This window comes from Janthinobacterium sp. EB271-G4-7A, assembly GCF_020858075.1.
In the GTDB taxonomy this organism is placed as follows: domain Bacteria; phylum Pseudomonadota; class Gammaproteobacteria; order Burkholderiales; family Burkholderiaceae_D; genus Janthinobacterium; species Janthinobacterium lividum.
The window spans coordinates 526,567-542,407 of sequence record NZ_JACYMI010000002.1 but is presented as its reverse complement, the minus strand read 5'-3'; the positions used below and the strand labels follow the sequence as shown (position 1 = coordinate 542,407).

Genomic DNA, 15,841 nt, shown 5'->3' with positions numbered 1-15,841 from the left:
GTCTAAAATAATGCCATCGTAAATTCTGCCGCGATATCGCTGCCCTCGGCAGTGACGCACAAGGTCGTACAGGCAACTTTGACTTCGTAGTGGAGCGAATACCAGCCCAGCGGCGGCTGCTCTCTGGCGCTGGACAACTGCAAACGCAGCTGGCTGCCGGTAAAACGGCCTTCCAGGCGGAAACGCGCGCCGCTTACCACCAGCACCTCGCCGTCCAGCGCCACCGACAGGTCGGGCGCAAAATGCCAGAACTGTTCCAGGCGGTGCGCCTGGCGTGCCTCGGCGCAATCCTGCACGCTCAAGCGCCGTGTTGCCGCATCGAATTGCACGCTGCGCACATGGCGCACGGGGTCGGTCAGGCGCAAATAGCCATCATGCGCACCGCGAAAGACAAACTGCGCGGGATCCTGCGGCATCTGCAGCACGCTGCTCGCCGCCTTGCGCAACCACATGAAGCGGCCGCCGCTGACGGACTGGTCCAGACCATCGACCCGCAAGGTGTTGTGCGCGGAAGTGCCGCGGAAATAATCGCGCCACTTCATATCCTGCCAATACGAGTAGGTACCGGGATCGACCAGGCACTCTTCGCCGCCGATCGACAGGGTCAGCGCCAGCGCGTCGGCATGCCCATGCGCCGCGATGCCCAGGTAGCCGAGCGGACCGCAATCGAGCATGCCCTTGATTTCTGTGGGTAGACCGAAATCGTTACCGAACAGCAGGTAACCGCCATCGGCAAAGTTCCAGTCGCTGGCCCGTCCATCCACGGCAGGCACGGCTGGCAACTCCGTGCCGCCAAGCAACCATTGCGCCGTCGCGCCATACTGCGATGGCGCTTGCCCTCCCCACAGTACATCGGCCAGCGCCAGCAGCATTGCCGGCCGGTCGCCCATAGTACCGGGCTCCAGGCGAAAGACGATGCCGTCATCGGCGTCGCCCACCATAGGCACATGGCCGCCGACATCACGCACGGCACGCAGGAAATGTGTGGCCCGCTGCAGTACCTGCCAGTAAGCGTCGCTGAACGGCGTTTTGGCGCGCGCACCGCTCAAGCCCGCCAGCAGCAGGAATTCGGCGGCGAATACCTGATAGGCAAATGCCTGCTCGCGGTTGACGCCATCGGCTGAATGCTGCAACTGCGCTTGCTGCTCCAATTCGCGCGCCGCCTGATCGCGCCAGGCCGCACTGTGCTGCCAGCACGGCCAGGTCTGCGCCGCAACATACAGGCCGGCCAATTCACCGATCAGATGATTGTTTGCCGACGAGTGGCGCGACAGATGACGCTGGATAAACTGGCAGTGGGAAAAAATGCTGTCCAGCCAGCGCGATCGCCGCCGCGCCCCGGCTTCTCCCGTGAACAGGGCACCGTTGCCGCCCCCCATGATGTGCCAGATCAGGCTCCAGTTAATCAGGCGGATGCCCAGTTCCAGTGAGCTGGTCCAGTTCGGCCCCGTCAACGGCGGGCATTGCTCCAGCCAGGAGTCCAGCTGCCCCGCCAGCGCATCGCGGTAGCGCGCGTCGCCGCTCAGCGCCCAGGCCTGTGCCAGCCGCACCAGATGCAGATGGCGGTTCAGCTCCCACACGTGCTTGATATCGCCCACGCTGCTACGGTCGGTAATGTCGAGCGCAAGGCTGAAACTGGCAGGTCCCGCCACGCCCGTCAGGGGATCGGTATTCCAGCGCGGCGAAGCACCCACCTGGAAATGCGCCGTGGCAAAGAGTACCACGTCACCCGCCATGATCGCGTCGGCTTCGCGCAGATACAGTGCCGCGTCCGCCAGCCGTGGTGCCGTATACGGCGAGGCGGTGCCGGTTTGCGCCAGCGGCGCCGGGATGGCCGTGCTCAGCAAGCCATGGCGCAACAGCCGCGACTGCCACACCTGGCGCAGGCGATACAAAGGCTCGCCTGGCGGCATGCAGCGCAGCCGGTTCCATAGCCAGCCCAGGCGACTGGTCCGCGCGCGCACCACGCTCGTCGCCACACTCATCGTCCCGCTCCCTCGAGGCGCGCGTAAAGCGTCGCCAGCTTGTCGAGCATCAGTTCGGTATCGAAACGCTGCTCGATCGTGGCCCGCCCCGCCGCCGCCAGGCGCTCGCGCAACGGCTTGTCGGCAAGCAAACGCTGCAATGCACCAGCCAGGCTCGCGACACTCTCCGGCTCGATCAGCAAGCCATTGATGCCGTCCTGCACCGCTTCGGGGATGCCGCCGACGGTCGTCACCACCACCGCCTTTTGGGCCGCCATGGCCTCGAGCATGGCCATGGGCAAACCTTCATGATAAGAAGGCAGCACGAAGATGCTCGCACGCTCCATTTCCGCGGCTTTCTGATCTGGATCTATCCATCCGAGCAATTCAAGCCGGTCGGCAATACCCAGTTCAGCAGCACGCGCACGGACCTCGGCCAGTGCGCCCTCGCCGCCCATGACCAGGCGCAGGTGGGGAAATTGTGCGCTCAGGCTGGCCACGGCTTCGACCAGTTCAAACACCCCTTTTTTCTTTTCGACGCGGCCGAGGAACAACAGGCGCCCCTCCTCTTCCGGCAGCACGGGGGGCAAGGCGGCCAACTTGACCGAATTGGCCACGACCAGCACGGCCGCGCGCGGCGCGAAAGTCTGCAGAAACTCGGCCCAGGATGGCGACAGGCCGATCACGGCCGAACTTTTTTCCAGGGTGTGGCGGATCCACCAACGGCCCACGGGACCCACCTCATCCATGGTGAACTGGCGGAACTCGCCACCGTGCAAGTGAAAGATGGTTTTGCATCCCATGCCGCGGGCCAGCGCCAGCAGGACGGACTTGCGGTAGAAACTGGCGCGCGACGAACAATGCGCATGCACGAGCGGCTTCGCCCCGGTCAGGCGCACCGCGAGCAACTGGCGCAATGCGTTGAAGGCAAGGGCAAGCTTGTCCATCGCCGGCACTTCGGCATGCGTCACGACATAGCGTACCGCATGCTCATCCAGGAAACCCTCCCGCAGCAGGACGCAAACGACGGCCGCCACGCCACCCTTGCCTTCCGGCGCGGTGCCCAGCATCAATGCCTGCGGCCTTTCGTCACTCACGCCGCCATCCCATGCCAGCCCACCGTGACCAGTAACTCACCCATCGATCATCTCCCAGATCAGATTCATTGAAGACATTGCAGAAAACACTTTGTGCACGTGCAATACGACTAACAAAAAAATAATGTTAAAACAACACAATCATTGCATTCATTACCACAATTGTCAACCGCAGCACGGCACTTTTCTTGTCTGTGCGCATCTGGAAAACCATGCGCCAAGCATAAATCATGACGCATGGAAATTTGTCTCTTTCTCTCAACATCGGTTTGCCAACAGGTATCGACCGCCTCCGGTAAAAAAAAACCTCTCCGCCAGCGCTGCGCGGAGAGGTCATTTCATATCAGGAGAGCGTCAGGGGATCGGCAAAAAAACGCGTCCACAACTTGCTCAACCATTGCCTGCAGCGTCTAAACCAATCCCGCATCGAGCTTTCCGATGCGAACTGATCCGGCTGCCGGGCAGGCAGTCATTTCGGTATCGTGACCGTCTGTGCCCCAACCTTCAGGGTGCGCGCGACAGGATCGAACACGGGTGCCGGATTGCTGCAGCCGACATCGAGCACGACCACAAACTCGGCCTTGGGTTGCAGCACGGTATTCACAAACGCGCCGTGGTCTTCCACCGTGCCTACTTTTGGCGGAGGGCCGGTGCGCTTCTCGAAAGCAATCGGCATACCCGTCGACACGGGAATCAGGCACACCATTTGTCCATCTTTGGCGACAACCACCTTGCCATTCTCGCCCGTCTGCATCGGTGCATAGGAATGGAAATTCCATTCAAACTTGCGCGGTGTGGCCGACGCCAGGACGTCGACGACCACCGCCGCATTGGCACCGCGCAAATACCAGACCTTGCGCACGGCCTGCGTCAGGGCGCCGCTGTACGCCGGCGTGGCATCGCCTTCCACATAATCGAGCTGAGGTGTGGTCGAGAAGGCCGTGATCTTGCCGCCATAGGCTTTGGTCCTCGTGTAGCCCTGCGGTGTATAGCCATCGATGGCTTGACCCAGGCCGCCATCGAAGGTGACGGCATTGTGCGCCCGCGTCTGGCGATACCATGTGCTGGCCAGCGGTGAACCATAATAGTCGGAGTAACCAGACTGCCCCAGCAGCGCGACGCCGTTGCGTACCAGGACAATGCTGTTCTGCTCGCCATGGCTGTGGTTATACGAGCCGTACGGACTCGATTTGAAATACAGCGATGTCCGTCCGTTGTCGGCCATGCTGCTGTGCATGGCCGCCCAGCCTATGCTGGGGTACAAACGGGCATTCTCCGGAGGCAGCGGCGTGCTGACCGACGAGACGGGCAGCGGATACGGCGCCTGCAGCAGGGTCAGCGCGTCCATCTCCACAGGCAGCGCGCGGAAATACCAGGCCGCCTCGGGACTCGCATAATGCGACACGAAGGCCTTCAGTACCGCGAAGGTGGGTACGACTTCCGCCTCATCGCCAAACAAATGACGCGGCGTACCGGGCGGCACGAAGTGCATGAAGTAGCGCACGAAACCCTTCGACCATGGCTTGCCGAACATGTCGATGCCGGAAGCGCTGGCCAGCGGCTGCCATACCTGCAAGGCAAGGTCCGCCGTGTACTGCGCATACGCCGTGCCATTCGCAAAGCCGCCTTCCGGACCGCTCCAGGCGCTGAATGCCGCCGCGTAGGCGCGGAAGGAAAAGTCAAACCAGGTATCGGCTTCCTTGATTTCACCGAGCGACAAGGTGGCGATGAGGGCAAGGAAACCCAGATTCGTGCCACCATGGGAGTCGAACGGATATTGATCCATGCGGCCATTGCTACCGGCCAGATCGGCGTAGATATCGTTGGTGCGCAAACGCACGACATTGAGCCACGCGGCGCGGCGGGTACCGTCGATGGCACTGCCCAGCGTATCGATGGCCTTGATCAGCGTCAGCGCGATGACGCGCGTGCCCTGGTCCTGGTTGACATAGCTGGTCGGACCATATGGATTGAGCGCGGCCAGCATATCGCCGCGGTAGATCGCCTCGGTCAGGTACTTCTGCTCGCCGGTCAGGCGGTACAGCAGCGAAGCGCCCTCCAGTTGGCGTCCATTCGCCGATACCAGAGCACGGATATTAGCCGTCTGCGCAACGTTGGCAGCCGTCAACACGGAACCCGTCTGCAGTGTCCAGTTCGAATCCAGAACTCCAGCGCCAGGCTTGACTGTCACCCAGTCGACCTCGGAACGCATCTTGAGCATGGCGGCATTGCGCTCGGCCTTCAGCGGCGCGCTCCAGGCACTATATAAAGGCAGGCCCTGCAAACTGCGCGGCCTCGGCATTTTAGCGATGCGCGCGCGCAATTCCGCATTCTCCGGCACAACGAACGGCGCCGAAGCCGTCGTGATCGTGAAGTTGCGGTAATCGGACCATTCCACGGTCGGCGTGGGGCGTACGCGCCAGGAATAACTACCGACTGGCAATAGCTGGCTGGGCAACAACCAGTTACGGGTCGTTGTATAGGTACTCACCGCGCCGGTGGCCGATTTGACTTCCACCGTATAAGATGCCGGCGCCGACACATGGCGCGACCAGGTAAAGGTGGGGGGATTTTGCGCTTGAATCTGCAGGTTTGTTGGTGCTGGCGCCACCACGACTGGGTCGACGGACTGCACCCAGTCGGCATGCGCCGGCCCTGCGACCGACAACACACCAGCTGCCAGCAATATTGGCAGCTTCACGGGAAAGAATTTCATAATTTAGCCTCCGAGGCAACGGCAATAAGATCGGAACCGATCTTGAAAAATAGGTGTGACAAGGCTGGCAAGATAAACCATTTTGCAGCGCAAAAATATTTGTGATTCAACGCGAGATTTAGAGACCTGGACAGGCCTCAATTGGAGTTGACGCCTAGCATTTTATTATACGCATTTTCATTTATTTTTTTTATGCTCATTCACGACCCAGCGGAACTTAACAGAAGATGTGTTGGGGATATCCGACGTTAATACAATTTCGACCATGATATCCTTATCTACCAATTGTCGAATATTCTCGATGAGCGCAAGTTCCTGCACTTTGGAGAACGCGGGTGCGGGTACGATGCGGATTTGCCAGCGGTCCTGCGCCACCTGCGCCACCTGCGACTTGAGGATATGTTCGACGCCCTTGAAGGCGAAGGTCAGCACGGATGGGCTGACGGGTTGACCATCGCCGCCAAAAATCGCATCCTCGTACTTGCCGCTGATTTCTTCCAGCACGGGAAATGGCCGGCCGCAGGCGCAAGCCCCCGCCTTCCAGCGCGCGCGGTCCGACAAACGGTAGCGCACCAATGGCATGACGTGGTTATGCAGCGTCGTACCGACGACAAAACCGAAATCCGCCGTCGGCTGGCCATCGCCATCAACAATTTCCACATATGCATAATCGGCATTTACATGCATGGCGCCAAATTCACAGGCGCTGGCAAACGCCACCCGTTCGGCCATGCCATACATATCGCTGACCCGCGCACGGAAACGCTCCTCGATCAGCGCGCGCTGATGCGGATACAAAGGCTCGGAACTGGTAAAGACCAGCGGAATGGACAGGAAGCGCTGCTGGCGCTGCAGGTAGCTGGCCAGGGTGAAGGCAGTGGATGGATAGGCTTGCAGCATGGCCGGCGCGTAAGCGTCGAGCTGATCGCAAATCGCTGCCATATAGCCTTCCTTCAGGTGACGCGAGGAGATCATCAACTGTTTGTCATGGCGGTTATGAAACCAGAATGGCGGCGCCTCGCGCGACTGCGGCACGACAACGTCGCCGCGCAGCACGGCGCTGCGCGCGCCGCGGCGAAAACCGCTACATTCCCAGTGCCTCCACACAAAAGCCATTTCGTACAGCACGGAAAGCGGACTGCGGAAGATCGTCAGTGGCGTGCCCGTGGTGCCGCTGGTTTTGCCGACACTGTACCAGGGCTTGGTCTTGCCACCGTTCGGATACAAACGCTGGCGGTTGGCGAGCAAGGTACCCTTGTCGATGATGGGAAAGTCCCGGCGCAACACTTGCAGCGTGTCGCCTACGGGAAAATGCTTGTCGATGTGCGCGTAATACGGCAGCTTGTCGATCGCGCATTGCAAGGTTGCGTGCAGCAAGTTCAACTGCAAACGGTCCATGCCCGCCTGGTCCAGCTGCGCATTGCGGCGCAGGCGTGCCAGCAGATGCCGGCTCAGAAAATTATCGCGCAGCAGCGAACGAAGGCCATAAAACAGCTCTTTTTTTACATTTTTCTTCATTCGGTGTCTTTAATACGTGTACCACATTTACCATGGTGCCAAACTGCACCGGCCTATACCGCCGTATTCTCGGACAGGATCTGACTGGGAATCGCCTCGCACGGCGAGCGCAACCTGGCCGTAACGAAACCCCTTACCAGGCCTGCGGCAGAAAGATGCCACAGCAAAATAGAAAAACCGGCATCATTGACACTGCGCTTCTTGACGCACAGGGCCAATGCCGCCAGCCCCCCCAGCCCCAGGCATGCCGCAGGCAGACGCCAGTCGGGGGCCAGCAGCGCGGCACCGAGCACCAGCGTCCAGAAACACAGCACCGCCAGCGGATGCAAGCACATGCGCATCACACGCCAGCACCAGGGCCGTCCCAAGGCTGACTTGAGCAGCACGCCGCCAGCATCCATGCGTCTGCTACGCCATTGGCGCCAGATCAGCGCGCCAGTCGATTCGGCATGTCCCGTATGATACACCGCCACCGTGTCGAGCCGCAGCATGCGCCAGCCGTGACTGCCCAGGCGCAAGCCCAGTTCCGCCTCCTCATATGCCTTCAGGTTGCGGTTTCCCGCATATCCTCCGGCCTCGTCCAGCGCCGCACGGCGATACAGTCCGCCACCCGCCAGCCACTCGACGTCGCCGGCGCGCGCGGCGGGCTTGTTTTTCAGCCGGTGCCGGTCAAACCGATTATTGATGTGCCGGTCGCGTAATACGCCGGAAATGCCACCCAGCGTCGCGTCGTTTTCGATGAGCGCCAGCGCCTGCTTCAGAAAGTCGCCCTGCAGTTCCATGTCGCCGTCAAGCAGATACACGAACTGGGCGCGCGTATGCTGATAACCAAGCTGCACCCCGGCGCCGCAGCCGCGATCGGCGGGCAGCGTCAACTGGACGATCTTCACAGGATAAGCCCGTGCAAGGGCGACGGTGGCATCGGTCGACAACGAATCGGCGACCAGCACCTCCACGCCCCCGGCAATCCCGGCAATGGCATCAAACACGGCGTTGAGGCAGCGTTCGATATTATGCGCTTCGTTGTATGTCTTAATTAAGATCGCTAACTTCATTATCCACCTGTGTAGAGCTGTCCAGTCCATCTGTCGATAGCGGCCCGCCGGCCTGGCCACCGCGTATACGTGCAGGAATGCCAACGGCCGTGGCGCCGGCAGGCACGTCGTGCAGCACGACGGCGTTGGCGCCTATGCGCGCGCCATTGCCGATATGCACGGGGCCAAGAATCTTGGCACCGCTACCGATGAGCACATCGTCGCCGATTTCCGGCACCCCGTTCAATCCGGCCCGTCCACCGAGCGTCACATGCGGGCCGATATTGACGCGGTCGCCAATCTTGCAGCGGGCATGCACCACGATGCCCAGTCCGCTATAACCGAACAGCACATCGCGGCCGACGATACTGGTCGGCGGCAGCACGATCGAAAACACGATACGGTTGAACATATAGAGAAGGCGCGGCAACAGGGGGATGCGGGCCCGCGCGAGCAAGTGCGCAATCCGGTAAATGGTCAGCATGGCGCCTCCCCGCTCCGCTCACGCGCCGTCCGTTGGCAAGAAGAAACAACACGGCAACTCATGCTGGCTCCCTGAAACGCCCGTTGGCAAAGTATGCCGGCTGTTTTTTCTCAATGACATTACGCTTGCTCAACGGCCGCGCCCCGCGGTCAATGATGTAAAAAATATACGCCATGGTGCCGAAAAACTCGGCGCCCAGTATCCCGTTCGGCGCGATCGGCACTTCCGTCATCGAACGGACCAGCAGCACGGCAAGCATCACCAGGCTGGCGCCATTGGTGGCCTTCGAGGCGCGCATCGCATAGCGGACCAGGAAAAACAGAAAGGCCAGCAGGGATGCCAGTCCGATCAGCCCCGAACGGCTGAACACCTGCAAGTACAAGTTATGCGCGGAAACCGCGCCGCTCAGCCCCAGGCGCAGGCGGTTTTCCAGGTTCCAGAACGATGCTCCCTGGCCAAACAGGGGATTTTCCATCCCGCCCTTGATGGCTGCGGACCAGATCCACAGCCGGCCCGTGCCCGTACTGAGATCACCCACCGCGCGCGAGTCGAGCTTGCTCTCGATCATCGTTAATAAATTCACGTCAGAAAACATGATCCAGATACCCACCATGACGATCACGAAGCAAAAGCCCATCAGCAGCACGGCCAGAAAGGCCGAACTGTTGCGGTTGTAGCCGCGGGTTTGCGTCCTCAGGTAGTTCCATATCTGCATGCAGGTGATCATCATGCCACCCATGAAAGCCGTCAGGATCGACGTCTTGGACTGCGACATGATCATCGTCAGCCCTGCCGCAAAAAGAATACCGAAATGTAGCCAGCGTTTCTTTTCTGGCTCGGCCATCTCCATCAGGAAAAACGCGCAGGCGACCGCGCCGAGCGCATTGGCGTGCGCCGTCACGCCCCATAAACGCAGGTTGAAGCCTGGAATCAAGCCATTGTAGCCAGGCTGGAAAGCGGCGCTGGGCGTGACGATGGCCGCGACCAGGCTACCGAACACCAGGGCTCCCAGGCAATACTTTGAAACCCGCACAGGATCGATGTCCGATACCTGCAGATACAGGAACATGGCAAGGTAGACAAAAAAGGGATAGATCAGCGACACGTGGAAGTAATAACGCTGGCCCATAAAGATGGGCACGATGCTGAACGCCACATAAAACACCATGAAGGCGATCACGATATCGTTGGGCGCGCACATGTCACGGCGCGTAAAGCGCGAGTGCTGGCGCAGCTTCTTGTTGAAATCGAACAACCATGCCAGGCACAGGGCGAAGGAGCTGCCGATCACGGCCATCAGGATCAGCTTGGACAACAGGCCCGAGGCGCCATCGCCGTCGCTCATGTTCATCAGCCCCTGCTCGCTCAGGGTCAGCTTGCGGAACGACAGGACGATGCTGCTGATGCTGGCGGCCACCGTCAGCAACAAGACCGTCGCAAATGCCCAACCGCGCCAGCGTGCGGCAATGCCGGCCACGAAAACGGCGCCGCCAATCGCCAGCAAAGCAAAGAGCAAGGCGCCCAGAGGCAACAGAAAATAGATGATTAACTCTTCCATGGATAGCCCTTAGCTCGCTTTCATACTATTTTTTTTCATCAATTTCTCACAGGCCCAAGGCACTCGCCAGACGGCGTCCGGGGCCAAAACGTTGCAAAACATACATCAGCGCGGGGCAGAAGAAGAAGCTCGGGAACAGCTTGCACACGCACACGCTCAAGATCAGCTTGCCCCCCAGTTCCAGCAGCTCGGCAAGCAGGCCCGGATGCCCCGGCGCCAGCCATGACACCAGGGGCAAGGACCAGAGCATGCCCAGCACGAGCGGGCCGCGCAGCACATTGCCGAAGTCGGCCCCGGCAAGCCGGGCACTGACGGCGATGGTTCGCATCTGCAGCAGCAGGCGCACCGTATAAGCGATGCTGATCACGATGCCCACATAAACCAGCTCCACATGCACGGCGAAGTACAGTCCGGCCAACATCAAGGCCAGGCAATAAGCCTGCGAGCGCAGCACCGTGCCTTGCCCGCCCGTCGCCGTCAATACCGCGCCAGACAGGGTGCTCATGGCCAGCGCCACCATGCCGACCGTCATGGCGGCAAACAAGGACGCGGCCTGCAGCCATTTCTCGCCAAACACCAGATGCACGAGGAAATCGGCATGCGTCAGCGCATACGCATACGATGGCACTACCAGGATGGCAATCGATGCCAGCGCGCTCAGGTAAAGCTGGCGTATGCGTGCCAGGTCTCCCGCCAGCGCGGACGCAGTGGAAAACAACACGGTTTGCATGGTCTGCGCCAACTGCATGGCCGGCGTACGCGAGAGCATCGACGCGGCATTGAAATTACCCAGTGCCTGCGGTCCCAGCGCACCGGTGAAGACGCCGCTGGCGTTGTCCACGGCCCAATTCAACACATTGATGCCAGCCACCTGGCGGCCCAGTGCTGCGGCCTTGCAGGAGTGAAACGGATTGCCGAATACCAAAGGATGCGGACTAAAGTAATAGCTGAGGGCAAACTGCAATATCGCCTGCGCATACCAGGCCGCCAGCAGCGCCCATACACCGGCTCCGGCCAGGGCCATGCCGACGCCAACGACGGGATAGGCGATCAGGTAAGCGCCGGTGGTGGCATACTGGATTTCACGAAAACGCAACTCGGCGCGTAGCCGGGCCTGAGAAATGCCATATACGGCAATGACCAGATACGAAGGCGCCGAATAGCGGAACAAGGTGCCAGCCAGCGGATTGTCCAGCCAGATGGCAAGCGGATAGGACATGCCGAAAACGAACAGCATGCCGAATACCGAACCCAGCATTAACCGGGACAATACCACGCGCAGTTCCTCTTCCGAAAAATCACCCTGCATCAATGCCCAGCCAAAACCCTGGTCGATCACCAGCGCCAGCACGCCGAACACCAGCAGTGCATAGCCGAACGTTCCCACCAGTTCCGGTCCCAGTTCGCGCATGATGACGACTTGTGCACCGAATTGCGCCAGCACGCGGATCAGAGTGCCTGCGTAGTTACTTTTCACCGCGCCGAGTGTCTTTGCTGCAAGAGTCATGTTTTTCTAGGTAAGTGAAACAGCACATGGTGCGGCGCGCACCGTGTGTCTAGCCGTGTATGCCCATCAGGCGAAGCTTGCTGGCGGGGTCGAGCGCCACCTGCATAGCTTTGACGAAGTCGTCCTGCAGGCGGAAAGCGGCAGCCGTGTCGCGGTCGATCGACGACACGCGGAACAGCAGGCCATCGGGAATCTGTCCCTTGAAACCGTAGCGCATTTCCACCAGTTTCTTGTCCGTGCGGTTCGTCACCACCACATCGCCCACCGTCGTCCAGTACGTCACAGGCTCGTAGCGCTGGTTTTCCATGCTCGTCTCCAGTCGCTTCAATGGGATATCGCCCTGGCGCGTCGACAGGATCTCCTCCCGCGTGGCACCGATCTGGAAGCCCTGTGCCGGATAGCAGATTTCCGGATAGTGCACTTGCGTGGTGTCGCTCTGGTCCTTGCCGTAGGCAATCGACAGCATGATACGTTCGCCCCGGTCATTGACATAGGTGCGCGACAGGATCTGCGTGTAGATGCGCTTGAGTTCTGCCTGAATTTGCGGGTCGATCACGGCGCCGATAGACGTCTTTTCCTCATGCCATACGCCAAACTGGCTGGGGACGATTTTCTCGAGCGCCGGCATCGGCATGGTTTCGGCCAGGCGGATGGTCGGCTTGGCGTACGCCGCAGCCAGGGAGGCGAGCACCATCATGCAGCTCAGCACAAACATGGAAAGTCGCGATGGTTTCATACTGCCCCCTTGTGACGGCGCTGGCGCATATTCACGAACCATTGCAACAGCGAATCAATGGAAATGATCAGGATCAGGGCGCTGATGAACAACACCATGCCGGCAAAACCGTGCAGGAAACCCTGGCCTGCGGCATCGCCAAAGTAATAGGTAATCAATGTCAGCACGATGACGCGCACCACGTTGGCGGTAAACGAAATCGGCACGATCAGGATGGCCAGCATGACATTGCGAAATGCCGACGTATGGCGCACCACATTCATGTAGAACAGGCCCAGCGATTCCAGGGTCAGCAGCGTCTGCAAGCCAGCGCAGGCATCGGCCACGAGCAGCTGGTACTGGCCGATCTGCAAGATGACGCCGCTGCGCGCGATCGGATAGCCGGCCCAGAAAAGCAGGTGCTCGGTGACATACGATACGGCCATTTTCATCGGCATCGTCAGCGCGCTGACAATAGCGCCTGGCAAGGGAATCATGAACAACATGAAAAAGAAGGGGAACCACTGCGTTTTCAAGGCGCGCGCGCCAAAGAACAGCAGCAGCAGGGCCGCCAGCATCATGATGAAGGAAGCCAGTTCCATGCTCTGGATACTCTGCGAACGCCCCATTACATAGAACAGCAATGCCAGTATGGCCAGCGGCCAACCGGCAGCCGAGCCGCCCGTGCCGCCCGCAGCGGCAAGCATGGCCGGCCATTGCCGCCCTAGCAGCCACAAGGCGAGCAGCAGAATGATCGGACCGTGCGCGTAACTCTCCGTGGACCACAGGCCAAAGGCCAGGTCGTGGAAGGTGGGCACGTACATGGCCAGCAAGCCCAGCAGCATAGGCCACCAGTGCAGCAGCAACTGTTTCCAGTCCAGCGAGGCGGCTGGTCGCGACTGTGCGAGCGTGGCCATGTCAGTAATCGACCAGTACGGAACCAACCACTTCCGAACCGCTGCGCTGCAGCTGCTCGCGCATGGCGTCGATATCGGCCAGGCGCGTCTTGTTCTTGCGCACGACCAGCAACACGCCACCGACGCGGGCACCCATCACGAACGCATCGGATCCCGACGACACGGACGCCACGTCATACAGCACGACATCGTAGCGCTCTTCCAGCTGCGTATTGAGCGCGCCAAAGGCAGGACGACTCAGCAGCTCCTGTGGATTCGGCGGCAAGGTACCCGCACCCAGCACGGACAGATCGACGAAGGAATCGATGACGGAAATGGCGTCCTGCTGGGCGCGCCCGGCCAGGACATCGGAGAGACCCTGGCGCTCTTCCAGCGCGAAAATCTCGTGCTGGCGCGGCTTGCGCAGATTGGCATCGACCAGCAAGGTGCTTTCACCGAGCTGCGAAAACACCACGGCCAGGTTGGCGGCGAACAGGCTGGCGCCATCGCCGCTATCGACGCTGGCCACGACGAGCGCCTTGCGCCCCAGCGAAAACCAGCGCAGCATCAACTGGCTGCGCACGGCGCGCAAGGTTTCCATTTGCGGGCTGAAGGGCTGATATGCCGCCACCAGCTCGCTGGCAAACTTGCCCTCGCCTTCCTGCAGATACGGATAGTCGAATTGTCGCGCCAGCACGTGCTGGATGTCGGCTTCGCTGATCAAGCCGAGACGCAAGGCCGCTTCGCCAAAACGGATGCCGAGCTCCTTCTGCATGCGCAGCACGCGCTCGGCATTTTCCGGGGTGATTTTGCCCGAGGCCAGCAACAGGGCGCCGATGCTGGAGTCGCCGCCCCGCAGGGGTGACGGTTTCGAAACAGGATGCGCGGGAAAGTTCATATTCAATTCCATCAATTAATTGGCACTCAGGCGGCGGGCCGGCAGAAGACGATGCAAGCCCTTGCGACGGCGCGGTGCGGCTTTCCAGTCGACCATGCCCAGTACTGGCACTTGCAGCAAGTCAGCCAGATCATGGTCGGAACGCACGCGGCGGTCCAGCATTTCAATCAACAGGCCCAGGCCGATACCCAGGAACGTTCCCAGGACGATGGACAACAAGGTATTCATCAGCACGCGCGGGCTGGACGGTTCGATCGGTGGCACCGCAGGGTTCAGCACGGCAATGTCGGACTGGTCGGACTGGCCTTCGATCTTGGTTTGCGAGAAGCGTTGCGATGTCACGTCGAAGGCGCGCTGGGCGCTTTCCACATCCTTTTGCAGCACGCCCATCTCATCGCGGGTACGGTTCAGTTCCAGCACCTTCGACTTTTGCGCCGCCAGCGCCGCGCGTACCGAAGCTTCGCGCTGCTGCTGGATCTGCGCCGCATTGCCTACGCTATTCGAGGCGACGCGCAGCTGTTCGCGCAGATCGGCACGCAGCTTGTCCGCTTCGGCCTTCGCGCTCTGGTACTGTGGATGATTCTTGTCAAGACGCTGTCCCAGTTCGGCCAGCTTGGCTTCGGCATTGCCGAGCCCCATTTTCAAGCTTTGAATCAGGGGATTCGACGCCACGTCCGGCGATTCGCCGCCATTGCCGCCAGTAGCCATGCGCTGGCGCGAATTTGCCTCCATCAACTGGCCCTGTGCCATCACCAGCTGTGCGGACAGATCATTCAAGCGATTCGATTCCACGTCGAGACGGTTGTCGACGCTGACGATACCGTTTTCCTGCTGATACTTGGAGAGGCGGTTTTGCGCCTTTTCCACGTTATCGCGCAGCATCTTGGTTTGCTCATCGAAATAACTGGCCGCTTTTTTCATCGGCTCCACTTTCAGCTGGATGCTGACTTTCTGATATTCGTCGGAAAAGGCATTGGCCACGGCTGCCACGAATTGCGGATCGGACCCCTTGAAGCTGATGTCGACCACGCTGCTTTCGCGCGATGGCACGATTTCCAGTTTTTTCAGCAAGAGATTGGCCAGCCAGTCACGGACCGTTCCCTTGCCTTCTGTCGCCGCATTGAATTGCTCGATGACGGCCGGACTATTGGCCAGGCCCAGGTGATCGACCACGCGCAAAGCCACATTCTTGCTGCTGATGATATCGATCTGCGTGGCCATGTATCCAGGCAACAATTGTCCAGGCATGGCCAGGCCCGTGACAGGATCGACGCCCTTGTAGTTCATGACCAAGGAACTGGTGGCTTTATAGCTCTTCGGCAATAACAGGCTGACAGACAGCGTGGCGAGCACGGTGATGATCAAGGTCAAGAAAATAATCTTCTTGCGCGCTTGCAAAATCAGCAAAAATTGAGAGAAATTCATGTTGGAACCTTCAATACTGAATGATAAGA

The 15,841-nt window shown here is 60.2% G+C and carries 12 protein-coding genes; all 12 read right to left on the bottom strand.

All coding sequences use genetic code 11. The features are described from left to right. Positions 1-2 precede the first annotated feature (2 nt). Positions 3-1,985 (bottom strand): heparinase II/III family protein, encoded by a 1,983-nt coding sequence (locus tag IGS58_RS19985; protein ID WP_230522490.1) that lies wholly within the window; start codon positions 1,983-1,985, stop codon positions 3-5. Next, positions 1,982-3,061 carry a glycosyltransferase family 4 protein gene (locus tag IGS58_RS19980; protein WP_230522489.1) on the bottom strand — a complete coding sequence of 360 codons (1,080 nt, stop codon included), beginning with the start codon at positions 3,059-3,061 and terminating at the stop codon, positions 1,982-1,984. The genes IGS58_RS19985 and IGS58_RS19980 overlap by 4 nt, the downstream gene beginning before the upstream one ends. Positions 3,062-3,530: 469 nt before the next feature. After that, positions 3,531-5,777, bottom strand: a complete 2,247-nt coding sequence (locus IGS58_RS19975; RefSeq protein ID WP_230522488.1) for a heparinase II/III domain-containing protein — start codon at positions 5,775-5,777, stop codon at positions 3,531-3,533. A 177-nt stretch (positions 5,778-5,954) separates the two neighbouring features. After that, positions 5,955-7,295 carry a phenylacetate--CoA ligase family protein gene (locus IGS58_RS19970; RefSeq protein WP_230522487.1) on the bottom strand — a complete coding sequence of 447 codons (1,341 nt, stop codon included), beginning with the start codon at positions 7,293-7,295 and terminating at the stop codon, positions 5,955-5,957. Positions 7,296-7,348: 53 nt separating this feature from the next. After that, positions 7,349-8,350: a glycosyltransferase gene (locus IGS58_RS19965; RefSeq protein WP_180277067.1), complete on the bottom strand. Its 1,002-nt coding sequence runs from the start codon at positions 8,348-8,350 to the stop codon at positions 7,349-7,351. Further along, a complete protein-coding gene (locus tag IGS58_RS29210) occupies positions 8,328-8,813 on the bottom strand; it encodes a serine O-acetyltransferase (protein ID WP_070253542.1) in 486 nt (161 codons plus the stop codon). Before IGS58_RS29210 ends, IGS58_RS19965 begins: the two co-directional genes overlap by 23 nt. Positions 8,814-8,871: 58 nt before the next feature. Next, complete coding sequence (locus IGS58_RS19950; RefSeq protein WP_230522486.1) at positions 8,872-10,371, bottom strand: O-antigen ligase family protein; 1,500 nt, start codon at positions 10,369-10,371, stop codon at positions 8,872-8,874. Positions 10,372-10,417: 46 nt separating this feature from the next. Beyond that, the gene (locus tag IGS58_RS19945; protein WP_230522485.1) at positions 10,418-11,878 is read right to left on the bottom strand and encodes an oligosaccharide flippase family protein; all 1,461 of its coding nucleotides are present in this window, start codon (positions 11,876-11,878) and stop codon (positions 10,418-10,420) included. Positions 11,879-11,927: 49 nt separating this feature from the next. Continuing rightward, a complete protein-coding gene (gene epsI / locus IGS58_RS19940; RefSeq protein WP_230522484.1) occupies positions 11,928-12,593 on the bottom strand; it encodes an exosortase-associated protein EpsI, B-type in 666 nt (221 codons plus the stop codon). Positions 12,594-12,610: 17 nt separating this feature from the next. Beyond that, on the bottom strand, positions 12,611-13,510 hold the full coding sequence (gene xrtB, locus IGS58_RS19935; protein WP_070253538.1) for an exosortase B: 900 nt from the start codon (positions 13,508-13,510) through the stop codon (positions 12,611-12,613). A gap of 1 nt (position 13,511) precedes the next feature. Further along, on the bottom strand, positions 13,512-14,387 hold the full coding sequence (gene epsG, locus IGS58_RS19930; protein ID WP_070253537.1) for a chain length determinant protein tyrosine kinase EpsG: 876 nt from the start codon (positions 14,385-14,387) through the stop codon (positions 13,512-13,514). 15 nt (positions 14,388-14,402) lie between these two features. Then, positions 14,403-15,812 carry a chain length determinant protein EpsF gene (gene epsF / locus IGS58_RS19925; RefSeq protein WP_070253536.1) on the bottom strand — a complete coding sequence of 470 codons (1,410 nt, stop codon included), beginning with the start codon at positions 15,810-15,812 and terminating at the stop codon, positions 14,403-14,405. Positions 15,813-15,841: the final 29 nt, after the last annotated feature.